This is a genomic window from Cognatishimia sp. SS12 (assembly GCF_028369055.1).
In the GTDB taxonomy this organism is placed as follows: domain Bacteria; phylum Pseudomonadota; class Alphaproteobacteria; order Rhodobacterales; family Rhodobacteraceae; genus Cognatishimia.
On sequence record NZ_JAQNCZ010000004.1, the window covers coordinates 143429 to 165088 of the forward strand.

A 21660-nucleotide genomic window follows, 5' to 3' on the forward strand; every position below is an offset into this window, starting at 1 on the left:
CTACTTCTTCTTTGCCCCGCCTTAACACAGGTCAGACAGAAACCGCCATTCCTGATGCGCAGTTTTTGCGCCTGCCCACTTGACCTTGGAATCTGCGTGAAATAACTAGTCCGAACACGAGCGGGTATGGTGAAATGGTATCATAAGAGCCTTCCAAGCTTAAGGTGCGGGTTCGATTCCCGCTACCCGCTCCAATCCACCAAATTGCTGATATTATTTGATATTAATGCATCTGCGCTGTGATATCATAATGACCCGACCAGTTTGCCGGGATTGAGGATACCCTTGGGGTCAAGGCAGCGTTTCATGTCGCGCATCACCTGATAGGCAGCGCCATGTTCGGCCTGCATATAGTCCAGTTTTCCGGTGCCAACGCCGTGCTCGCCTGTCACCGTCCCCGCATGGTCCAGTGCCAGTTGATTGAGCTGCCCAGCCAGGGTTTTGGCGCGCTGCACCTCTTGGGCACTGTCCGGGTCCACCAATATCTGCAGGTGGAAATTGCCATCCCCGACGTGACCAACGATCGGCGCAATCAGGTCCGATGCCGCAATCAGCGCTTTGGCGCGCGCAATGCAGGCCGCCAGCGCAGAAATGGGCACGCAGCAATCCGTGACCACGCCCACCGCCCCAGCGCGCAGGGTTTTGACGGCGTAATAGGCCGCATGCCGCGCCGCCCAAAGCCGGTTGCGATCTTCGGTCTTCTCAGCCCACTGAAAGGCGCTGGCCCCCTGATCTTCGGCGATGGCTCGAAAATTTTCGACCTGCTCGGCCACACCGTCGGGGGAGCCGTGAAATTCCAAAAACAGATAGGGTTTTTCCGGCAGGTCAAAATCGGCGTTGTACCGATTGATGGCCCGCACCTGCACCTCATCCACCAATTCAATGCGCGCCATGGGCAACCCCATTTGAATGGCGGAGATCACGCTTTCAACGGCCCCCGAAATGCTTTCAAACGCGCAGGTCGCGGCCGAGATTTTTTCGGGCTGCCCATGCAGACGCACTGTCAGCTCGGTGATGATACCAAGCGTGCCTTCGGAGCCAATAAAGAGATGTGTCAGATCATAGCCCGCAGCGGATTTGCGCGCCCGGCTGCCGGTGCGCAGGATGGTGCCATCGGCCAGCACCACCTCAAGCGCCAGAACATTTTCGCGGATCGTGCCATAGCGCACGCTATTGGTCCCCGAGGCCCGCGTCGCGGCCATGCCCCCGATGGTGGCATTGGCACCCGGATCAACCGTGAACATCAGCCCGGTGTCGCGCAGCTCTTCGTTCAGGTCACGACGGGTCAGTCCGGGCTGGACCACCGCGTCCAGATCCTGCGGGTGCACCGCTAGGACCCGGTTCATCCGTGTCATGTCGAGAGAAACCCCGCCGTGCGTCGGCACGACATGCCCTTCAAGCGAGGTACCCACGCCAAAAGCCGTCACCGGACAGCCCTGCGCGTGACAGATTTTCAGGATGGCCGAGACTTCGTCCGTGGTTTCAGGATATGCCACTGCGTCCGGCAACACGGGTGGGGTATAGGCCTCATCCCGGCTATGGCTTTCACGGTCTGCCAGCGCTGTGGTCAAACGCGGCCCCAAAAGATCCGCGATCTGGGCAAGTGCGTTTGCATTTTGCTCTGCCATGGTCCCTCCCCTTTTGTCCTTGTCATGCCTCTTGGGCCAATCTTGGTTTTGTATTTCCCGGTGACTTAAGCAGCAACGCCGTTTCAGACACGCCCTTCAGACAGCATCTGCTTGGCCTCGCTGCGCAGAATACCGATCAATTCGTCACTGCCGGGGCGCACATCCGGATGCGGCGGCTCGATTAAGGAAATTTCCCGATCATTCTCGTCAGCCACAAGTTTGCGCAGCACGATATCGGGGCTGCGTTTTGCCTCGGTCAAGGCATATATCTGCGGCAGGATCGCCACGCCCGACCCCGTGGCCGCCATCAGCCGGATCGCATCGAGACTGGTGCCTTCGTATTCGTCCGAAACAAAACCGCCCGCTTCTTGCGCAAGTGCGGCCACGGTGTGCGACAGCCGGTGATTTTGACCCAAGGTCAGGAAAATCTGTCCCTTCAACTCCGGCAAACCAATGGGCCCATGCTCGGCGGCAAGTGGATTATCCAGCGTCAATGCCACCCAGAAACTTTCGCGAAACAGGGATGAACGCCGCGTGCCCGGATGGTCCTCGGGCGTGGAGATAATCATATCAAGCTGACCGTTGCGCAGACGCTCATCCAACTCGCGTGTGCCCTCTTCGCGCACGACAAGGCGAAATTCCGGGTGTTCCTGATGCAAGCGGCGCACCGCGTTGGGCAAGAGATATGGCCCAAGCGACGGCAAGACGCCAAGTCTGAGCCGCCCATGAAATATGCCGCCCCCCCGGGCCGCAGAGCGCAAATCCTGATGATCGCGCAACAAGCGGCGCGCGCGGCGCACGACCTCTTCGCCTGCTGCCGTAATCACCGCACCGCTGCGCCCGCGCATAAAGAGTGTGACCCCCAGATCGGCCTCCACCTCGGCGAGCTGCGCCGAGAGGCTGGGTTGGCTGACATTGAGGCGGCTGGCGGCCGTGCCGATGCGACCGGTTTCGGCGACGGTGACAATATATTGCAGCTGCCGGAGCGTGGGGCGCATTTTACATAGCCTTAAACTATTTAACTTAACGAGAACTTATATTTGAAACTTTGAAAAAGCCACTACATTTAAACCAGTACACATGCCCATTGCCCTTTTGACGGAGTGACCCCTTGGCTAGACCCTCTTCTCGTATCAATCTATTCTTTCAGAATGAGGCCAGTGCCGGCATCGTTTTGATGGCGGTCGCGCTTCTGGCCATGTTCGCCGCCAACAGCGGCCTTGCCCCATATTACAACGGGTTCCTGGATACCAACGTCCGTGTTGGTGCCGGCAGCTTTGAAATCTCCAAACCGGCCCTGTTGTGGATCAACGACGGGCTGATGGCGATCTTTTTCTTTCTGGTTGGTCTGGAAATCAAACGCGAAGTCCTAAAGGGCGAGCTGTCGACCTTGGACAAGGCAATTCTGCCAATCCTTGCCGCGGTGGGCGGCATGGCGATCCCGGCGTTGATTTTTGTCTATTTCAACTGGGGCTCCGAAGAAACTTTGCGGGCTTGGGCTGTTCCGACCGCCACTGACATCGCCTTTGCACTCGGGATTCTGGCGTTGCTGGGCACCCGCGTGCCGCTGGCGCTGAAGGTGTTTTTGCTGGCGATTGCCATTATTGATGACCTCGGCGCGATTGTGATCATCGCGGTATTTTACACCTCTGAACTGTCGGTCAACGCCCTGACCCTGTCGATGCTGGCGTTCTTTGCGGCCGTTACGATGAACCGCATGGGCGTGCAGCGGATCGCGCCTTACCTGCTGCTGGGTCTGTTCATGTGGGTTTGCGTTCTGAAATCCGGCGTGCATGCAACGCTCGCGGGCGTCCTGATCGCCATGACCATTCCGATGAAGCACAAAGAGGGCGACAAAGCGCTGCTGATCCGCTGCGAACATGCGCTGCACCCTTATGTCAATTTCCTGATCCTGCCGCTCTTTGCCTTTGCCAATGCGGGGGTCGGCCTGTCGGGCATTTCCTTGTCCGATCTGGCAGAGCCGCTGCCGATGGGCATCGCCTTTGGCCTGTTCTTTGGCAAACAGATCGGCGTCTTTGCCGCCACCTGGCTGGGCTGCAAATCCGGTCTGGCACGCTTGCCGGCGGGTGTGACGTGGCAGCATGTCTATGGGGTGGCCTGCCTGACGGGTGTCGGCTTTACCATGAGCCTGTTTATCGGTTCGCTTGCCTTCAGCGCACCCGAATATATGAACACCGTGCGTCTGGGCGTGATCAGCGGCTCGGTCATGTCAGGGATCGTCGGCTTTCTGGTGCTGCGCTTTGCGCGGCAGCCGGTGTCGGCCATCGCCTAGGCCAGCCCACAGAGGCCCTAAATGTGAAACGCGCGCCCAAGAAGGCGCGCGTTTTTTATTGATTTAGAAGCGATAAAACCGCTGCGCGGTGCCGCCAAAGACTGCGGCGTGATCGGTGGCCGGCACCAGCGCCTCATAAGCCGCGATCAACGTGGAATAGTCAGATGACAGCGAATCGACCGGAAAGTTTGAACCGAACATCACCCGCTGCGCGCCAAACTGCGCCAATACTTCGCTGACGATCGGCGCAATCTTGGCAGCGGTCCAATCATGGTCAAACATGCCAAGCCCCGAAAGCTTGCAGCTGACATGGGGCAGATCGGACAATAACCGCAACGCCCGCGCCCAGGCCTTCAACCCGTCAGGGGTGCGATCATGCGGAGATCCTGCGTGGCACAGGACAACAGGCGTCTGCGGCGTGTCCTTTAGAATGTCGGCCGTGGCCTCCATCAATTCTGGCAACAACTGCAGATCAAAGCTCAGCCCCCGCGCGCCGAGCTGCGCCAGACCTTTGGCAAACGCCGGGTTGGTCAACAGATCATTGGTGCCGGTCTTGGCATCCTCGCCCGGGGCGCGGCCGATGATTTGCCGCACACCGCGCAGGCTTGGCAGCGCGGATAGTGCGGCCAATCGGTCCAGCAGCGCGTCATCCGTCAGATCGCAGGCCGCAACCTGCACCATCGGCCAATCCGGGTTGGCCGCAGCCACGGCGTCGACCCATCGGGCCTCGGCCAGAGGGTCAGCCGCGCCCACCTGGATGTGCACCGAGCCACGCATCCCATGCTGGCGCGCATCGGCGGAAAATTCGGGCAGCAGGTAATTGCGCTGGATCGGTGTCGGGTCGCCGAAGAACCGCGGCGCGCCTTTTTCCATCAGCCATGGATAGCTGACCGCATCCAGATCCCAGAGATGATGATGAGCATCAATGCGCATGGCTTACAATCCCGGTTGTGCGTTCAAGAATGTCCACCCCCTGCTGTTTCCAGAAATGCAGCAAGTCGATGAAGACCCAGTTTTCCTTTAGCTTGTCACCATCGCGGCGGTACATGTCGATGACGCGGAATTCGCCGGGCCGCTCACTGGCGGGCATGCCCATAAAGCCGCCCTTGGGAATGGCGGTAAAATTCGGCCAGCCAAAGAAGCCGCCATACTGCCCCTCGCCGATGCGGCAGATATGGTTGGTTTTGCTGCGTTCCTTGAAAGAGCCGCGGAACGGCCCGGCATGCTGTTTGGCGTAGCGCTCGATTGTATAGGTCGACCCAATGCCCGCCGGGCCCCACCACAGCATGTCTTTGTGCCAGGTGCGCGCAAGCTCTTCCTCCAGTGGCAGGCCACTGTTCCATTGCCCCAGATCCTTCACCATGCGGTCGATTGCGGCCAGTGTCTCCTGCCCTTCGTGCGGCGGGCGATCCTCAAAGATCAGGCCATTGTGGCTGTCGGGACCTGGCTGCACAAAATGCGCGCCGGTCTGTGGGGGAAAGGGCTGCAACCCGGCCTGCATCATCAGATGCGGGATGTCAAAATACATCGCGGTATCGACGATTTTATCGCCTTCGACGCGATGAAACGCGCTGAAGCGCAGAAACGCCATTTTTCCCGTGGGTGGAATGCCCAGCCAGGGTTTATCAAACAGCCCGATCAGATGGCCCATGGTGGCCACCCAGACTCCGCCCGTGTCAGGATAGACATTGTCACCGGCAAAAAAGATATCAAGCCGGTGCTGAAGGCTGGTCAGGCTGGATTTCAGCGGGACCCAAAAGCGCTCGGCCACTTGGTCGGGGTCGCGAATCTCATTGAACGGATGATAGCCGCGCCAGCGCGCATCCGACTCATGGAACAGGTCCATAACGCCAGAGACTTCATTTATGTTAGCGGTATCTAATGCGGAGTAGAAAGTTTTCACGACTTTCTTGGCATTTTGAAAAGACACGTCTTTTTCCTTTGAAAATATATGCTTGCGGCAATTCCATCCATGACGTGAATCGTGCCGCAGCACAATATTTGCATACGTATGCAAAAATGTCTTGCCAGAAGTGACACCCAAGAATTAACGTTTTTTGCAAGCGTATGCAAAAACAAGTCCAGCTAGGGGGACCATATGGCCGAGATTCAATTGCGCAACGTTGGCAAACGTTGGGGTAGCTTTGTTGGCGTTGACAATTTTGACCTTACGATCGCCGACAAGGAGTTCCTCGTGCTGCTTGGGCCTTCCGGCTGCGGCAAGACAACCACCATGCGCATGATTGCGGGTCTGGAGGATGTGACCGAGGGGGAGATTTTGATTGACGGCAAGCCGGTCAATGATCTGGAGCCCAAGGATCGCGATGTCGCGATGGTGTTCCAAAGCTATGCGCTATATCCGAACCTGAACGTGTATGAAAACATCCGCTTCCCATTGCGGGTGCGCGGCATCGACCAGTCCACCCATGATGAAAAGGTGCGCCGCGCCTCGGCCATGGTTGAACTGGATGACTTCCTGCACCGCAAGCCAGCGGAATTGTCAGGTGGTCAGCGCCAGCGTGTTGCCCTGGCCCGCGCCATCGTGCGCGAGCCCAACGTCTTTTTGATGGACGAGCCGCTGTCCAACCTGGACGCCAAACTGCGGGTGTCCACCCGCGCGCAAATCAAAAACCTGAGCCACGAACTGGCGGTCACCACCATCTATGTGACCCACGATCAGATCGAAGCCATGACGCTTGCTGACCGGGTTGTCGTGATGAAAGGCGGCATTGTGCAGCAGGTCGGCTCGCCCACCGATATTTATGACAAACCGGCCAACGCCTTTGTCGCCAGCTTTATCGGTTCACCAGCGATGAACCTGATTGATGGTGAAATGAAAAACGGCACTTTTACTGCGCCGCATGTTTCGATTTCGAACCTCACCGGGCCTGACGGCCCCATGACGCTCGGCTTCCGGGCGGAAGACGCGGTTGTGGTCGCAAATGACGGGCAGATCAACGCGCCGATCTACACCATGGAACTTTTGGGCGACGCCACAATGGTTTCGGTGCGCATCGGCGGGGCGCTGGTCTCTGTCAAAGCAGACAAAACCTATCGCGCCGAGATCGACGATACCGTGTCGATCCAGGTGCCTTCGGAACATTGCCATTTGTTTGATGCTCAAACAGGTGCGCGAGTCGGGGACTAATCCCCCATAAACTTCCGCGAAAAGCGCGGAGACTTGGGTGCAGGCTTCGAAGCTGCACCCCGAACATAACAGGGAGAATGTTAATATGTTCATGAAAAAACTTGCTCTTGCGGGCGGTATGGCGCTGCTGTCGAGCACCGCAGTTGCCGCATGTGAAATCAATGCGCGCGTCAATATCGTCGGCAACGAATTCCCGGCGATCCAAACCGTTGGCGCAGGCGCGGCGGAATGTTCCGGTGGCGACGTGTCCTCCAACCTCACTGCCGACCACCAGAAAATCAATCTGGCCGGTATGCAGGGCGACCCAGCAGAATACACTTCTGCAATCATCGCGAACTCTTCCATCGTTGCGCTGATCAACGAAGATGTCATCCGTCCGCTTGACGATCTGGTCGCTCAGTACGGCGATACGCTGCAGAAAAACCAGCTGATCACCATTGATGGTAAAGTTATGGCTGTGGCCTTTATGGCCAACGCGCAGCACCTCGTTTATCGCAAAGACGTGCTGGAACAGGTCGGTGCAGAGCCACCAAAGTCCTACGAAGAGATGCTGGAAGTGGCCAAGATGATCCGCGACCAGGGCATCATGGAAAACCCGGTTGGCGGTGCCTATGCTGCGGGCTGGAACCTCGCGCAGGAATTCAACAACATGTTCATGGGCTATGGCGGCGAGCACTTTAAAGCCGGCACAGCAGAGCCAAACATCAACACCGAAGCAGGCGTAAAAGCGCTGGAAATGATGAAAGCGCTGTCTGAGTACATGAACCCGGACTTCCTGACACATGACTCCAACGCGACCAACGCCGAATACCGCGCGGGTAACGTTGCGCTGATGAACATGTGGGGCAGCCGTGCGGCGACCCTGACCGAAGCTGACGGTGTTCCTCAAGAGGTCGTCGACGGTTTCGCAATCGCTGGCCCTATGACCGTGGGCGGTGGTGAAACCCCTGCCTCTACCCTGTGGTGGGATGGCTGGACCGTCGCGAAAAACATCAGCGACGAAGAAGCGGCCTCAACCTTTATCGCCCTGACCCATGCAATCCGCCCAGCGATCCTGGAAGACGAAGAAATCTCCACGCAGGCGGTTTGGCTGATCGACGGCTATGACCCAACCCCAGCGGCCGAAGGTGTATTTGCGGCGGCGCAAGCCAACACAATCCCTTACCCAATGCTGCCATTCATGGGCCTGATGCACACTGCACTGGGTGCTGAGCTGACCGACTTCATGCAAGGTAAGGAAAGCGCAGAGCAAGCTCTGAAAGACGTTGAAGCGGCTTATATCGCTGCAGCCAAAGAAAAAGGCTTCCTCTAAGGACCTTTTCCCTGAGAGGGGGCCCTGCCCCCTCTCACCCCTGACTTATTTGGTGGAGCAGCCATGAAACATCGTACCTTCTTCTGGTTTTTCCTGCCAACGGGCCTGGCAATGATCCTGTTCATCGCTGCCCCATTGGTATCGATTATCACTCAGTCGCTGTTCGCGCCACATGAGGCCGTTTTCGTCACCGTCGAAAACTGCGGCCCGTTCGGATGCAAAGAGGAAACAACCATTGACCAAAGTGCCACCGCAGCCCTGCGCGAGGCCGAACCAATGGGCAGATTTGTTGGCCTGTCTGTTTACCTCGATCGCGGCCACCTGGCTGTGGCAGAGGTCGCAGAGGCATGGCGCACATCCGAAAGCATCGGCGAATTCTTTGGCACCATCTACAACCTGCCATTCTACCGCGCGCTGGCCTTTACGCTGACCTACACCTTTGTCTGCACGCCGCTGCTGATCATCCTTGGCTTTTTCATCGCCATTTCGGTGAACTCGCTGCATCGCCACCTGAAAGGGTTGGTTATCTTTTTCTCATTGCTGCCCATGATTGTGACGCCGCTTGTTGGCTCGTTGATCCTGTTCTGGATGATCGATAGCCGCGGGGTGCTGGGCAACTTGCTATCGTACTTGGCTGATGATCCTGATCTCTCGCTCAAGGCCTCCTCGCCGCTGATGTGGACCTCGATCATCATCTACGGGATCTGGAACTCTGCTCCCTTCGCCTTTGTGGTTTTCTATGCCGGGCTTCAAACCCAGCCGAAAGACACATTGGAAGCCGCCCAGATTGATGGCGCAACCCGCTGGCAGCAGATCCGTTTTGTGACCATTCCGCATCTGATGCCGCTTGTGACCTTTGTTGCGCTTATTCAGCTGATGGATAACTTCCGCGTCTTCGAACCGATTGTCGGCTTCAGCGCCCAGGCCCACGCCACATCGCTCAGCTGGATCATCTTCAATGACCTCGGCGGCGAAACCCAACAATTGTCTGCGGCTGCCACGACCTCGGTTCTCACCGTGATCGGTGTCGCAATTCTACTGTCGCCCGTGCTGGTACGCACCTGGCGTGACTTCAAAGGACGGAGCTAAACCATGTCGAGTGCTGCTAATCGTAAACCGCTCCCGCTGAAAATCGCACTTTGGAGCTTCGTCGCTATCTGGCTGATGATGGCCGCCTTCCCTTTCCTTTGGACATTGTGGGGCAGCTTCAAGGTCGAGCTTGATTTCTTTTCCATCGCCGATTGGACCAATGCGCTGACTGGCGATAACACCGAGCGCACCCATGGCACGCCCTTCACCGGGGCCGGCTATGAAGGCGCATGGGTAAAAGAAGGCTTTCTGCGCAACATCATCAACACGGGGATTGTGTGTATCTTCGTGGTCTGCACCTCTTTGACCATCGGGACACTCGGCGGCTATGCGCTGTCGCGCTCGGGCTTCAAATATGTCTTTTGGCTGCTGATCGCGGCGCTGATCTTCCGCGCCATCCCGCCGATCACGCTGGTGTCCGGCTACCTGCCTGTTTTCTTTCAGTACAATGCCTGGGGCTATCTGCCGACCGCGATCATCGTGCTTGTGGCGATCAACCAGCCGTTCACCCTGTGGATGCTGCATTCCTTCTTTGAATCGATCCCAAAAGAGCTGGACGAAAGTGCAAAAGTGGATGGCTGCACACAGTTCCAGGCCTTCCGCCGTGTCATCATCCCGGTGATGTGGCCAGGCGTGATCACCACGGGTCTGTTCAGCTTCTTGCTGGCCTATAACGACTTTGCCGTAACCTCGATGATCCTGAACGAAGACAACCGCACCATGGTGCCTCAGATCGCGGCCTTCCTTGGCACGACACAGACCGAAGGCAACGTGATGTTCGCCGTCGCAGCCGTTGTTTCAGCCACTGCGCCACTCTTTGTGTTGGTCCTCTTCTTCCAGCGCCAGATCGTGTCTGGCCTGACTGCAGGGGCCGTTAAAGGATGAGTTCAAATTCCCGGCACGGCGCGATGGCGCGTCATCCGGCGCTCAACAGAATGCCAAGAGACTTTTTGGAGCTTGGGTGATCCCCTCTCTTCCTCCCCTCCAAAACTCTCTTAGCATTCTGAAAGGAAAGACACATGAAAGGCTCTCGCCCCGAGCAGGCCGTGTTGACACGCGACACCGACCTGACAAAAACCGAAGAAACCCGCGCCGTGATTGAAACCATGGTGGATGGTCTGAACGATCACCGGATTGATGATATCGGCGATTTCTTCAGCCAAGGGTTCCGCTGGATGGGCAACCAAGGCTGCGGCACAAAAACCGGCCTGCAAGAGTTTCAAGACAATTGGCAGCGCCCCTTCCAAGCGGCGTTTTCCGATAAGGTCTGCATCGACGAAGCCCGGCTTTACATGGGCGAATGGGCCGCTGCATTTGGTCGCCAAGAAGCGACCCACAGCGGAGAATTTCTGGGGATTGCCCCAACCGGCAAGCGGGTGGAGATCCGCTACATGGACTTTTGGAAAGTGGTCGACGGCAAGATTGTCGACAATTGGGTGAATGTGGATTTCGCCCATGTGGCGGCGCAATTGGGCGTCGATCTTTTCAACGGCCATGGCTGGGAAGCATTTGATAGCGGCGAAAAGACTCCGCCGCGTCCCGACAACTAAGGAACAAAACGATGACCATCGAATATCTGAAACGCGGCAAACCCGAAGCGGATCGGGCGGAAGATGATGCGAAGACCCGCGCCACTGTCGAAGCGACGCTGAAAGACATCGGTGCGCGCGGCGATGCGGCCGTACGGGAGCTGTCGGAAAAATTCGACAACTACTCCCCCGCATCGTTCCGGTTGAGCCAGCAAGAGATCGACGATCTGATGGCGCAGCTGTCCGATCGCGAGCTGGCAGATATCAAATTCGCGCAGGAACAAGTGCGCAATTTCGCCCAGGCGCAACGCGATTCCATGTTGGATATCGAGGTCGAAACCATGCCCGGTGTGATCCTGGGTCACAAAAACATCCCCGTGCAATCGGTCGGCTGTTACGTGCCGGGCGGCAAGTTCCCCATGGTGGCGTCGGCACATATGTCCGTCGCCACCGCGTCAGTGGCGGGCGTGCCACGTATCATCGCCTGCACCCCCCCCTTCAAAGGCAAGCCGAACCCGGCCGTGATTGCGGCGATGCATCTGGGCGGCGCGCATGAAATTTACGTCATGGGCGGCATTCAGGCGATTGGCGCGATGGCGCTGGGGACAGAAACCATTGATCCGGTGCATATGCTGGTCGGGCCGGGCAACGCCTTTGTTGCCGAAGCCAAACGCCAGCTCTTTGGCCGTGTGGGTATCGATCTTTTCGCTGGGCCAACAGAAACCATGGTCATCGCGGATGAAACCGCCGCGGACGCTGAACTTTGCGCCACTGACCTCTTGGGTCAGGCAGAGCATGGGTATAATAGCCCCTGCGTTCTGCTGACCAACAGCAAGAAGCTGGCCGAAGAGACCCTGAGCGAGATTGATCGCATTCTTGGCATTCTGCCCACCGCTGATACCGCGCGCGTCAGCTGGGATGAATATGGTGAAATCATCGTGTGTGACACCTATGAGGAAATGCTTGAGGTCGCCGATGACATCGCCTCTGAGCACGTTCAGGTGATGACTGACCGCGATGATTGGTTCCTTGAAAACATGACCTGCTATGGCGCGCTGTTCCTTGGCCCACGGACCAATGTGTCAAACGGCGACAAGGTGATCGGCACCAACCACACGCTGCCGACCAAAAAGGCCGGGCGTTACACAGGCGGGCTCTGGGTTGGTAAATACCTGAAAACCCACAGCTATCAGAAAGTCACCACCGACGAAGCCGCAACGCTGATCGGTGAATATGGCTCCCGGCTCTGCATGCTGGAAGGTTTTGTGGGCCATGCCGAGCAATGCAATATCCGCGTGCGTCGGTATGGCGGGGTGAACGTTCCCTATGGCACCGCAGCGCCCTATCGCGACGCGGCCGAATAACATCACCGTGGGGGCGGCGCTGGCCGCCCCGCTTATCCTTTTGAGGCATTCATGGACCGCCACAGCAAACACAAAGCCCTGATCGCGCCGCTGCGCGCAGCGATGTATGACTTTGACCCCAAAGGGGTTCAGGCCGCCCTTGCTGCAATCGCGGCACCGGATGCTTTGTTTCGCTTGTCGGCCCCTTTTGGTGACACAACCGGCCCAGAGTCGTATTACGACACGGCTTTTGTCGGCCTTTTGACGGCTTGGCCGGACCTTGAGCGCCGCGACTACATTGTCATGGCGGGTGCCGACGAAGATGGGGCCGATTGGGTTGGCTGCGGCGGCTATTATACCGGCACTTTCCTAGCCCCTTGGCTCGACATTCCGCCCACCGGCCATCAGGTCGCGATGCGGTTTCACGAATTCTATCGTTTCCAAGATGGCCAAATCGTCGAGATGCAAGCGATCTGGGACATTCCCGAGGTCATGATTCAGGCCCAGGCCTGGCCACTTGCGCCCTCGCTCGGGCGTGAATGGCGTGCCCCTGCCCCGGCCACGCAAGATGGCATTATCACCGGCCCCCGCAATGAGGCACAAAGCGCCGCGTCCTGTCAGTTGATCATGGACATGCTGGCGCATTTGATCCGCTACCCGGCGCAGGGTGGCCCCGAGGTGATGGACATGCCCCGGTTCTGGCACCCAAAAATGAACTGGTATGGCCCCGGAGGCATCGGCACAGCGCGCGGCATTTCGGGCTTTCGCCACTGGCATCAGACGCCGTTTCTGGCCGCGATGCCGGACCGGGGCCAATACCCCAATGAGATCACCCATCATTTCTTTGGCGATGCCAATTACGCGGCTGTCACCGGCTGGCCGAACATGGCCCAGACGCTGAGCGGCGGCGGCTGGCTTGGACTGCCGGCCACAGGCGCGAAAATCACCCTGCGGTCGCTGGATTTCTGGCGTGTCGAAAACGGCAAGATCCGCGAAAACTGGGTGCTTGTGGACTTGATCGACATTTATGCGCAATTGGGGCTGGACGTTTTCAGCCGCCTGCGTGAATTCAACAAGGCGCGCAATCTCGGCGCGCTCAGCATTTCAGACGGATTATCAGCATGACCAGCCTTCCCCGTACCCCCAGTTTTGATCTTTCCGGTAAGAAAGTACTTGTCACCGGGGCATCGTCGGGCATCGGGCTGGGCTGCGCCGTGGCCATCGCCGAAGCGGGCGGCAGCGTGGTTTGCGCCGCGCGCGGGGCGGATCGGCTGCAAGAAGCTGTCGCAGCCATGCAGGCCGCAGGCTATACCGCCAGCGCTCTCTCGCTTGATCAAGGCGATGTCGCCGCCGTCAGCGACGTGATGGCGCGCGAAAGTTTTGATGTCGTGGTCAATTCTGCCGGCATTGCCCGCCACAGCGCCGCCACCGACACCACCCCAGAAGATTACGATGCGGTGATGCATATCAATCTGCGGTCGGCCTATTTTCTGTCCGCCCGTGCGGCGGCAGCCATGATGGCGGCGGGCAAGCCCGGCTCGATCATCCACATCTCTTCGCAGATGGGTCATGTGGGCGGCATCGACCGCGCGCTTTATTGCGCAGGCAAACATGGGCTGGAAGGCATGATCAAATCCATGGCCATGGAATGGGGCAAGCAGCGCGTGCGCATCAATTCGATCTGCCCTACTTTCATTCGCACCCCCCTGACCCAATCGACCTTTGACAACCCTGAGCGGTTTGACTGGATCATGAGCAAAATCAAACTTGATCGCGTCGGCGAGGTTGAGGACATCATGGGCGCGGTACAATATCTGGCGTCCGATGCCTCAGCCATGGTCACAGGCACCTCGCTCTTGATCGACGGCGGGTGGACTGCGGGCTGATGGCAGAGAAGATCACATCGCTTCAGGTCGCGCAACGCGCTGGCGTCAGCCAGTCGGCGGTGTCGCGCGTCTTCACGCCCGGAGCGTCGGTCTCAAAGAAAACAGCAGACAAGGTGCGCAAAGCCGCGCGCGAGCTCGGCTATCGCCCCAATGTTCTGGCGCGCGCCATGGTCAAAGGCCAAAGCCGCATCATCGGCCTCGTTGTCGGTTATCTCGACAATTACTTCTATCCCAAAGCCATGGAGCTTTTGTCCACCAGCTTGCAGGAACAGGGCTATCACCTGTTGATCTTCATGGCCCCTCAGACCGGCGAGAATATCGACGGTGTGATGGATGAAATTCTGGATTATCAAGTGGATGGCATTGTGCTTGCTTCGGTTGCCATGTCCTCTGAAATTTCCTCGCGCTGCCAGCAGGCCGGCGTGCCGGTGGTCTTGTTCAACCGAAACCAGGATATCGACGGCATCACCTCTGTCACCTCAGACAACTATGCAGGGGGGCGTAAGGTCGCCGAGTTTTTGCTGGCCGCCGGGCATGAAAAAATCGGCTATATCGCCGGCTGGGTCGGGGCATCGACGCAGCGCGACCGCGAGGCCGGATTTCGAGCGGCGCTGCATCAGGCCGGGCGCGACATCGACGCTTATGAAATTGGCAACTTCAATACAGAAACTGCCCGTCAGGCAGCCAGAAACATGTTTGACACCGCCCCGGAAAAACGCCCGGATGCTTTGTTCGTCGCCAACGACCATATGGCGATTGCCACGCTGGATGTGCTGCGGTTTGAACTTGGCTTGCGCGTGCCCGAAGACGTGTCGGTCATTGGCTATGATGATGTGCCCCCGGCCAGCTGGCCCGCCTATAACCTGACCACCATGCGCCAACGCGCGCGCACCATGGTTGATGAAACTGTGAATGCTCTGATGGAGCATATCCAATCCCCAGATATTGCCCGCCCACGACGTGTCGCCATTGATGGTCCGCTGATCGTGCGCACCTCTGCCCGCCTGCCCCAAGGCTGGACACCCAAAGGATAAGACTATGAAGGGTTTTGACCCAAAATTCCGCGACTTCCCCGAGTATATCATCGGCATCACCAAAGAGATTTGGGAAGATCGCGGCATCGCCACCTTGCACGACTATTACGCGCCCGACATCGTGGTGCGTATGCCCGGCTCTGTCTCGACCGGCAATGCCGGCGTGATCGGGGCCACCATGGCGACATTGGCGGAATTTCCGGATCGGACACTGTTTGGCGAAGATGTGATCTGGTCCGGCACCCCTGAAGAGGGCATGCTGAGTTCGCATCGCATCACCTCAACCGCTACGCACACCGGCGATGGCGCTTTTGGCAAGGCCACGGGCACCAAATTGACCTATCGCATTCTGGCGGATTGCCACGCGATCAACAATGCGATCAACGACGAATGGCTGATCCGCGACAACGGCGCGATTGTGCGCCAGATGGGCTGGGAGCCCGCACAATTTGCCCGCGACCAGATCGCCCGCGAAGGCGGCCCGGACACCTGCGTCAAACCGCTGACCCCCAAGAATGACATCGACGGCCCCTATAAGGGCACCGGCAATGCAAATGAATGGGGCCAACGCTATGCGGATGTGATCACCCGGATCATGAACGCTGACCTCGCGGTGATCCCAACCGAATATGACCGCGCGGTGAACACCGAATATCCCGGCGGCGTGTCCGGCTTCAGCTGGTCCAGCGTTGATATCTTCTGGATGGGGCTGCGCGCCGCCTTCCCCAATGCAAAATTCACCATTGAACATCAGATCGGGCGCGAAGATCCGATGATGCCGCCACGCGCGGCCATCCGCTGGAGCCTGCATGGCAAACACGAAGGCTGGGGCAGCTTTGGCGCGCCGACCGGCGCAGAGGTCTACGTGCTGGGCATCAGCCACGCCGAATTTGGCGCGTTGATCGCGGGGGAGCCAAGAATTCGCCGCGAATACACATTGTTTGACGAAATCGCAATCTGGAAACAGATTGCGTTGCAGACCGGAGCCTAACGTGAGTCACAATCGGGCCCTCTATTGCCCCCGGACGGGGCTGTTTGAAACGCAGAGCACACGGCGTTTTCACGCCTTTTGCCAGGGGCTGCGCGCGCGCCGCCTTAATCTGCGCCCGCCCGGACGCGGGATCTGAACCCACCGGCCCTGGGGCCATTCAGATCCACAACCACAAAGGTACATGACATGACCAATTCTTCGATCCAAAGCCGCATCGTCCGTTACGGCGAGCTGCAGCCCTGCAAAACCGCCTTCATCGACGCCCACACACCGGGCAGCGACCAAAAGGAAAACTTCACCATCATCGGCGGCGGCGTGTCCGAAAGCCCCGATCAGCACGTGCATATCACCGACAAGATCGGCTTTAACATCGGCGCGGCGGGTCAACCGCCCAAATGCCGCAACTCGCTGCATTCTCACACCACGGCCGAAGTCTTTTTCGTGGCCAAGGGCCGCTGGCGCTTTTTCTGGGGGCGCTATGGCACTGCGGGCGAATTCATCGCCGAGGAAGGCGATATCTTTAACATCCCAACCGGAATCTTCCGCGGCTTTGAGAACGTCGGCCAGGACTACGGCATGATCATGTCGATGCTCGGCGGCGATGACGCTGGCGGCGGTGTCACCTGGGCCCCGCAGGTCATTGAGGACGCGCAGGCCCATGGCCTCGTGCTTGGGGAAAACGGCGTGCTCTATGACAGCAAGAAAGGACAGACCCTGCCCCACAACGTGGGACCGATGCCACTTCTGACCGAAGACGAGCTGAAGAACTACCCAGAGGTCCCGGTCGAAGATGTGGTGGGCACCTACATCGCCCGTTTCTGGGATCTGATGGCGCTTTCGGCCAAGAAACCTGCGGTGGTTATTGGTGAAAACGGTATGATCAAAGACAAGCCGGGCTTTGAGGTTGATTTCCTGAGCCGCGGCTCTGCGGTTGAGACCGCGGTAAAGGCTGACAAACCGGTGGTTCTGATGCCGGCAAGCGGTCATTGGCGCATCAGCATCGAGGACGTCACCACCACTTTGTCAAACGGCGACACTGCCCTGGTGCTGCCGGGCGAAAGCTATTCGGTTGCGCCTTCCATGACTGGGACTGCAGGTCTATACCGCATCACCGCCACAGATGATCCGGCAGGCCCGACCTGGACCGGCAACTAAGATAAGAACGGAGAGCCCATATGGCCAAGATCAAAACAACCCATGTGGGCTCTCTGCCCCGCACGCAAGATGTCGTTGATTTCATCTTTGCGCGTGAAAATGAAAAACCCTTCGATCAGGCGGCCTTTGATGCCTGCATGACAAAGGCCGTGGCCGAAACCGTGCGCCAGCAAAAAGAGGCCGGGGTTGATATCGCCAGCGATGGCGAAACATCCAAGATCTCTTATGCGACATATGTCAAAGACCGCTACACCGGCTTTTCCGGCGATAGCCCGCGCAACGCGCCTGCGGACCTAAAGATGTTCCCCAGCTTTCTTGAGCGACTGGCAGATGATGGCGGCACCCCGCAATATGCCCGGCCGATGTGCACGGGCGAAGTGCGCTCCAAAGGGCAGGACGAGCTTAAGAAAGACATCGCCAACCTCAAATCGGCACTGACCGATCAGGGGATTGAACAGGGGTTCATGAACGCCGCCTCCCCCGGTGTAATCTCGCTGTTTTTGCAGAATGATTTCTATAAAAACCGCGAAGCCTATCTGGCGGCTTTGGCGGACGCTATGAAGGACGAATATGAAACCATCGTCGCCTCGGGATTGCATCTGCAATTGGACTGCCCAGATCTGGCGCTGTCGCGGCACATGCTGTTCAACGATCTGAGCGACGCAGAATTTCTGAAAATCGCCAATATGCATGTCGAAGCGCTGAACCATGCGCTGCAAAACGTGCCCGAGGACAAGGTGCGTGTGCATATTTGCTGGGGCAATTACGAAGGCCCGCATTGCTGCGACATCCCGATGGACAAGGTGTTCACCACGCTGATGTCGACCAAGGCGCGCTATGTGCTATTTGACACCTCAAACCCACGCCACGCGCATGAATGGACAACCTTCCGCGACCGCAAGGCCGACATTCCAGAGGGCAAAGTGCTGGTGCCCGGCGTCGTTGACACCACCACCAACTTCATTGAGCACCCCGAACTGGTGGCCCAACGGATCGAACGTTTCACCGATATTGTCGGCGCGGACCGTGTGATCGCGGGCAGCGACTGCGGCTTTGGCACCTTTGCAGGCTTTGGCGCAATTGACCCGTCGATTGCCTACGCCAAGCTCAAAGCCTTGTCAGAGGGTGCCGCCCTCGCTTCGGAGCGCCTGTGACACCGCTGATTTTTCTGCCCGGTATGATGTGTGATGCGCGGCTGTTTCAGCCGCAGATCGCGGCGTTTTCCGGGCAGAGACCCCTGATGTGCTACCCGCTGGGCGCGCAGGACAGCATGGCCGCGCTGGCCGCTGACATCCTGCGTACCGCGCCGCCGCGCTTTGCGCTGGCCGGTCTGTCCATGGGCGGCATCGTCGCGATGGAGCTTATGCGGCAGGCCCCGGAACGTATCGCAGGCGTGGCGCTTATGGACACCAACCCGCGCGCTGAAACCCCAGAGGCCAAAGCCCGCCGCACGCCGCAGATCGCGGCGGCCAAGAACGGGCAGCTGCGGCAGGTGATGCGCGATGAAATGAAACCGAATTACTTGGCCGATGGCCCCAATCTGGGCGCGATCCTCGATCTTTGCATGGCCATGGCCGAAGATCTGGGGCCAGAGGTTTTTGTGCGCCAATCCATCGCCCTGCGCGAGCGTCCCGATCAATGCGAAACGCTGCGCGGCTATGGTGGCCCGGCGCTGGTGCTGTGCGGACGCGCCGATACGCTTTGCCCGGTCGAGCGCCACACTTTGATGCACGAACTGCTGGCAAACAGCACCCTGGAAATCATCGAAGGCGCCGGACATCTGCCGACGCTGGAACAACCCGAAGACACAAACGCGGCGCTCGGCCGCTGGCTGGAGGCCCTATGACCCCGTCCCTATTGGCGCTGATGCGCTCTGTTGATACGCCCACTGTTTGCAATGCCATCGAAGTGGCCCAGGGCAAACGCGGATTTAACCAGTTCACTCGCGGCACCATGCTGAGTTCTGCCCCCGAAGACGGCGCGATCGTCGGCTATGCCCGCACTGCGAAAATCGCGGCGGTCAATCCGCCAACCGAAGCCCCAGAGGTCATCAAGGCCCGTCGCATGGCCTATTACGAACATATGGCCAGCGGCCCCAAACCTTCGGTCTGCGTGGTTGAGGACGTCGATTACCCCGACTGCATCGGCGCGTATTGGGGTGAAATCAACGTGTCGATCCACAAGGGGTTTGGCATTGAAGGCACGCTGACCAATGGGGTGATGCGTGATCTCGGGGATGTCCCGGAGGGCTATCCGGTGATTGCCGGCTCTGTTGGGCCGAGCCACGGGTTTGTGCATGTCAAAGAGATTGGCACCGAAGTGGAAATCTTTGGCATGCGCGTCAAGGAGGGCGACCTGGTGCATGCGGATCGCCACGGCGCAATTGTGATCCCACCCGAGGTGATCCCGGATCTGGAAGCCGCCATTCAAAAGCTGATGCAGACTGAGCGCATCATTTTGGATGCCGCCACCAAAGACGGGTTTGACATCGACGCCTTCCGCGCCGCCTGGAGCGCGTTTGAGGCCGCACGGACCTGACACAGCGGTGTAACACGCCCGGACAGACCAACCAGAAAAGCGCAGGGCAACCTGCGCTTCTTCGCATTCCGGGTGGGCCAAATCATGCCCCTTCCCATCGCGCGAAAATTCATGTACTAAAACCGTAGTAGATATATGTGGAGTAGAGCCTTGGTGCGGCGACGCAGTGAAATGCTTACGGATGTTGAACTTGAATTCATGGTCGCCCTTTGGGAGATCGGGAAAGGTTCCGTGCGTGATGTCATGGCCGCCGTTACGGGCGAAACCAAACGCGCATATACGTCGGTCGCCACGGTCTTGAAGATCTTGGAAGACAAGGGCTATGCCAGATCAGAACGCCAAGACCGCAGCCTGATCTACAGCCCTGTTGTGCAACGAGCAGACTATGAGGGGCGGTCCCTCAAAAATTTGTCAGATTCTTTGTTTGGAGGAACGCCAACAGCGCTGGTCGCGCGATTGGTGGATAACGAAGATTTGACGGACGAAATGATCCAGGAAATAAAAGAGATCATTGATACAAGGATCAGAAAGGATGACGGTTGATCAAATCGTAGGGGGGGCGATCTGGGTTCAGCTCATGATCCTGTTGGCGGCACTGGTCTTTGCAGTGTTCGAAGGCCTGCTGTTGCTGTCTGGCAACCGGCGGCATTATCTGACGCGACGCCGTTTGGGTGTCGCGACCATTGCCTGCCTGGGCAGCCTGCCCTTCATCATGCCGTACCTGTCCAAAACGTCTTATGCCGCCTCGGTGAATGCCACTGATGTGATTGTGGCGCAGGTCTTGAAGGGCAATATTGGCATCTCTGCGATTGAGATGAACAACCTCTTTCAGATCAAGGCGCGTGTGATGGAACATCTGACCACCGGCCGGTCCGTAACGGCGCAGCTGGTGATCGCGGTATTTCTGACCGCCCTGATCCTGCGCGCGGCCTATATTCTGGTGAACCTATGGCGCGTGCGTCGATCCATCCGCCAGGGCTGGGTCATTCATCGATCGCGCCGCATGAAACTGATCATGAGCCCACATATCACAGTGCCCTATTCGACCCGTGGGCTGTGGTTTTACTACGTTGTGATCCCGCAAAGCTTTAGCGGCGATCGCCGGGCCATGCAGATGGCGCTTGGGCATGAAATGCAACATATCCGGCAAGGTGATGTCGATGCAGAGGTCTTGATGTCGATCCTCTCGCCGCTTGTGGTGCTCAACCCCGGCTTTTGGTTCCTGTCAAGCCGCCTGCGTAAGCTGGGCGAGCTGGCCTGTGATCGCGCCTATCTGGCGCGCAGCGGCTTTGACGCCCATGGCTATTCCCTGCGTCTGTTGACCCTTGCCAAACAAAACCTGAGCAATCCCGCCCAGCCCACCGCCTTGGGCGTGCCGCTGGCCGGGCGCAATATCCTGTTCAAGGGGCATCGCTCGATCTTGAAAGAACGGATCTTGGCGATTGCACATGATCAAGAAGATCCCAAGCGAGAGACGATATGGTTTGCCTTTGCGCTGTCGCTGATGATGGCCGTCGGTGTGCTGTTTGGTGCCGCCGCATTGGCCGAGCCACCAGAATGGAGCCATGATCGCATCATGCTGTCGACCGTCGCGAATTTGGATCGGCTGAACGAGCTGAACACGCTGGCGCAGCGCAGCTGGTAAGCCAGCAGGTCGCCACACCGCACCCCAATCAAACGTGACAAACAAATGGCGCTGAAACCGCCCGCTGCC

The 21660-nt window shown here is 58.3% G+C and carries 21 protein-coding genes and 1 tRNA gene; 18 read left to right on the plus strand and 4 right to left on the minus strand.

Annotated elements, in window-relative coordinates; genetic code table 11:
• Positions 1 to 120 precede the first annotated feature (120 nt).
• Positions 121 to 194, plus strand: a tRNA-Gly gene (locus N6L24_RS10140).
• Positions 195 to 245: 51 nt separating this feature from the next.
• Here N6L24_RS10140 and N6L24_RS10145 read toward each other — a convergent pair.
• The gene (locus tag N6L24_RS10145) at positions 246 to 1628 is read right to left on the minus strand and encodes an FAD-binding oxidoreductase (protein ID WP_271844567.1); all 1383 of its coding nucleotides are present in this window, start codon (positions 1626 to 1628) and stop codon (positions 246 to 248) included.
• Positions 1629 to 1711: 83 nt separating this feature from the next.
• Positions 1712 to 2626 (minus strand): hydrogen peroxide-inducible genes activator, encoded by a 915-nt coding sequence (locus N6L24_RS10150; RefSeq protein WP_271844568.1) that lies wholly within the window; start codon positions 2624 to 2626, stop codon positions 1712 to 1714.
• Positions 2627 to 2739: 113 nt separating this feature from the next.
• Here N6L24_RS10150 and nhaA point away from each other — a divergent pair, with 113 nt between their 5' ends.
• The gene (gene nhaA, locus N6L24_RS10155) at positions 2740 to 3921 is read left to right on the plus strand and encodes a Na+/H+ antiporter NhaA (RefSeq protein WP_271844569.1); all 1182 of its coding nucleotides are present in this window, start codon (positions 2740 to 2742) and stop codon (positions 3919 to 3921) included.
• Between the two features lie 63 nt (positions 3922 to 3984).
• Here nhaA and N6L24_RS10160 read toward each other — a convergent pair whose 3' ends face one another.
• A complete protein-coding gene (locus N6L24_RS10160) occupies positions 3985 to 4854 on the minus strand; it encodes an amidohydrolase family protein (protein ID WP_271844570.1) in 870 nt (289 codons plus the stop codon).
• Positions 4844 to 5851 (minus strand): nuclear transport factor 2 family protein, encoded by a 1008-nt coding sequence (locus N6L24_RS10165; protein ID WP_271844571.1) that lies wholly within the window; start codon positions 5849 to 5851, stop codon positions 4844 to 4846. Before N6L24_RS10165 ends, N6L24_RS10160 begins: the two co-directional genes overlap by 11 nt.
• 168 nt (positions 5852 to 6019) lie before the next feature.
• On the opposite strand from N6L24_RS10165, the gene N6L24_RS10170 reads away from it, so the two are divergent.
• From N6L24_RS10170 to N6L24_RS10245, 16 genes are all read left to right on the plus strand, one after another.
• Positions 6020 to 7069: an ABC transporter ATP-binding protein gene (locus tag N6L24_RS10170; protein WP_271844572.1), complete on the plus strand. Its 1050-nt coding sequence runs from the start codon at positions 6020 to 6022 to the stop codon at positions 7067 to 7069.
• A gap of 85 nt (positions 7070 to 7154) precedes the next feature.
• Positions 7155 to 8381: an extracellular solute-binding protein gene (locus N6L24_RS10175; RefSeq protein WP_271844573.1), complete on the plus strand. Its 1227-nt coding sequence runs from the start codon at positions 7155 to 7157 to the stop codon at positions 8379 to 8381.
• 63 nt (positions 8382 to 8444) lie between these two features.
• Entirely contained in the window at positions 8445 to 9470 is a 1026-nt protein-coding gene (locus tag N6L24_RS10180) for a carbohydrate ABC transporter permease (RefSeq protein WP_271844574.1), read from the plus strand.
• A 3-nt stretch (positions 9471 to 9473) separates the two neighbouring features.
• A complete protein-coding gene (locus N6L24_RS10185) occupies positions 9474 to 10355 on the plus strand; it encodes a carbohydrate ABC transporter permease (RefSeq protein WP_271844575.1) in 882 nt (293 codons plus the stop codon).
• 134 nt (positions 10356 to 10489) lie between these two features.
• The gene (locus tag N6L24_RS10190) at positions 10490 to 11020 is read left to right on the plus strand and encodes an ester cyclase (RefSeq protein ID WP_271844576.1); all 531 of its coding nucleotides are present in this window, start codon (positions 10490 to 10492) and stop codon (positions 11018 to 11020) included.
• 11 nt (positions 11021 to 11031) lie between these two features.
• Positions 11032 to 12363 carry a histidinol dehydrogenase gene (gene hisD / locus N6L24_RS10195; RefSeq protein WP_271844577.1) on the plus strand — a complete coding sequence of 444 codons (1332 nt, stop codon included), beginning with the start codon at positions 11032 to 11034 and terminating at the stop codon, positions 12361 to 12363.
• A 51-nt stretch (positions 12364 to 12414) separates the two neighbouring features.
• Positions 12415 to 13467 carry an ester cyclase gene (locus N6L24_RS10200; RefSeq protein ID WP_271844578.1) on the plus strand — a complete coding sequence of 351 codons (1053 nt, stop codon included), beginning with the start codon at positions 12415 to 12417 and terminating at the stop codon, positions 13465 to 13467.
• Positions 13464 to 14228 carry an SDR family NAD(P)-dependent oxidoreductase gene (locus N6L24_RS10205; protein ID WP_271844579.1) on the plus strand — a complete coding sequence of 255 codons (765 nt, stop codon included), beginning with the start codon at positions 13464 to 13466 and terminating at the stop codon, positions 14226 to 14228. Before N6L24_RS10200 ends, N6L24_RS10205 begins: the two co-directional genes overlap by 4 nt.
• Complete coding sequence (locus N6L24_RS10210) at positions 14228 to 15262, plus strand: LacI family DNA-binding transcriptional regulator (RefSeq protein ID WP_442872592.1); 1035 nt, start codon at positions 14228 to 14230, stop codon at positions 15260 to 15262. Before N6L24_RS10205 ends, N6L24_RS10210 begins: the two co-directional genes overlap by 1 nt.
• A 4-nt stretch (positions 15263 to 15266) precedes the next feature.
• The gene (locus N6L24_RS10215) at positions 15267 to 16253 is read left to right on the plus strand and encodes a nuclear transport factor 2 family protein (RefSeq protein ID WP_271844580.1); all 987 of its coding nucleotides are present in this window, start codon (positions 15267 to 15269) and stop codon (positions 16251 to 16253) included.
• A gap of 186 nt (positions 16254 to 16439) precedes the next feature.
• Positions 16440 to 17408, plus strand: coding sequence for a cupin (locus N6L24_RS10220; RefSeq protein WP_271844581.1), 969 nt, complete (start codon positions 16440 to 16442; stop codon positions 17406 to 17408).
• A 20-nt stretch (positions 17409 to 17428) separates the two neighbouring features.
• The gene (locus N6L24_RS10225) at positions 17429 to 18562 is read left to right on the plus strand and encodes a cobalamin-independent methionine synthase II family protein (RefSeq protein ID WP_271844582.1); all 1134 of its coding nucleotides are present in this window, start codon (positions 17429 to 17431) and stop codon (positions 18560 to 18562) included.
• A complete protein-coding gene (locus tag N6L24_RS10230) occupies positions 18559 to 19254 on the plus strand; it encodes an alpha/beta fold hydrolase (protein WP_271844583.1) in 696 nt (231 codons plus the stop codon). The genes N6L24_RS10225 and N6L24_RS10230 overlap by 4 nt, the downstream gene beginning before the upstream one ends.
• Positions 19251 to 19946, plus strand: a complete 696-nt coding sequence (locus tag N6L24_RS10235) for an RraA family protein (protein ID WP_271844584.1) — start codon at positions 19251 to 19253, stop codon at positions 19944 to 19946. The genes N6L24_RS10230 and N6L24_RS10235 overlap by 4 nt, the downstream gene beginning before the upstream one ends.
• A gap of 171 nt (positions 19947 to 20117) precedes the next feature.
• Positions 20118 to 20489 carry a BlaI/MecI/CopY family transcriptional regulator gene (locus tag N6L24_RS10240; RefSeq protein ID WP_271844585.1) on the plus strand — a complete coding sequence of 124 codons (372 nt, stop codon included), beginning with the start codon at positions 20118 to 20120 and terminating at the stop codon, positions 20487 to 20489.
• Positions 20479 to 21591, plus strand: coding sequence for a M56 family metallopeptidase (locus N6L24_RS10245; protein ID WP_271844586.1), 1113 nt, complete (start codon positions 20479 to 20481; stop codon positions 21589 to 21591). Before N6L24_RS10240 ends, N6L24_RS10245 begins: the two co-directional genes overlap by 11 nt.
• The last annotated feature ends 69 nt before the right edge of the window (positions 21592 to 21660 follow it).

Coding starts and splice junctions, on each gene's coding strand:
- N6L24_RS10145 (WP_271844567.1), bottom strand. CDS start 1,628: ATGGCAGAGCAAAATGCAAACGCACTTGCCCAGATCGCGGATCTTTTG.
- N6L24_RS10150 (WP_271844568.1), bottom strand. CDS start 2,626: ATGCGCCCCACGCTCCGGCAGCTGCAATATATTGTCACCGTCGCCGAA.
- N6L24_RS10160 (WP_271844570.1), bottom strand. CDS start 4,854: ATGCGCATTGATGCTCATCATCATCTCTGGGATCTGGATGCGGTCAGC.
- N6L24_RS10170 (WP_271844572.1), top strand. CDS start 6,020: ATGGCCGAGATTCAATTGCGCAACGTTGGCAAACGTTGGGGTAGCTTT.
- N6L24_RS10175 (WP_271844573.1), top strand. CDS start 7,155: ATGTTCATGAAAAAACTTGCTCTTGCGGGCGGTATGGCGCTGCTGTCG.
- N6L24_RS10180 (WP_271844574.1), top strand. CDS start 8,445: ATGAAACATCGTACCTTCTTCTGGTTTTTCCTGCCAACGGGCCTGGCA.
- N6L24_RS10185 (WP_271844575.1), top strand. CDS start 9,474: ATGTCGAGTGCTGCTAATCGTAAACCGCTCCCGCTGAAAATCGCACTT.
- N6L24_RS10190 (WP_271844576.1), top strand. CDS start 10,490: ATGAAAGGCTCTCGCCCCGAGCAGGCCGTGTTGACACGCGACACCGAC.
- hisD (WP_271844577.1), top strand. CDS start 11,032: ATGACCATCGAATATCTGAAACGCGGCAAACCCGAAGCGGATCGGGCG.
- N6L24_RS10200 (WP_271844578.1), top strand. CDS start 12,415: ATGGACCGCCACAGCAAACACAAAGCCCTGATCGCGCCGCTGCGCGCA.
- N6L24_RS10205 (WP_271844579.1), top strand. CDS start 13,464: ATGACCAGCCTTCCCCGTACCCCCAGTTTTGATCTTTCCGGTAAGAAA.
- N6L24_RS10210 (WP_442872592.1), top strand. CDS start 14,228: ATGGCAGAGAAGATCACATCGCTTCAGGTCGCGCAACGCGCTGGCGTC.
- N6L24_RS10215 (WP_271844580.1), top strand. CDS start 15,267: ATGAAGGGTTTTGACCCAAAATTCCGCGACTTCCCCGAGTATATCATC.
- N6L24_RS10220 (WP_271844581.1), top strand. CDS start 16,440: ATGACCAATTCTTCGATCCAAAGCCGCATCGTCCGTTACGGCGAGCTG.
- N6L24_RS10225 (WP_271844582.1), top strand. CDS start 17,429: ATGGCCAAGATCAAAACAACCCATGTGGGCTCTCTGCCCCGCACGCAA.
- N6L24_RS10235 (WP_271844584.1), top strand. CDS start 19,251: ATGACCCCGTCCCTATTGGCGCTGATGCGCTCTGTTGATACGCCCACT.
- N6L24_RS10240 (WP_271844585.1), top strand. CDS start 20,118: ATGCTTACGGATGTTGAACTTGAATTCATGGTCGCCCTTTGGGAGATC.
- N6L24_RS10245 (WP_271844586.1), top strand. CDS start 20,479: ATGACGGTTGATCAAATCGTAGGGGGGGCGATCTGGGTTCAGCTCATG.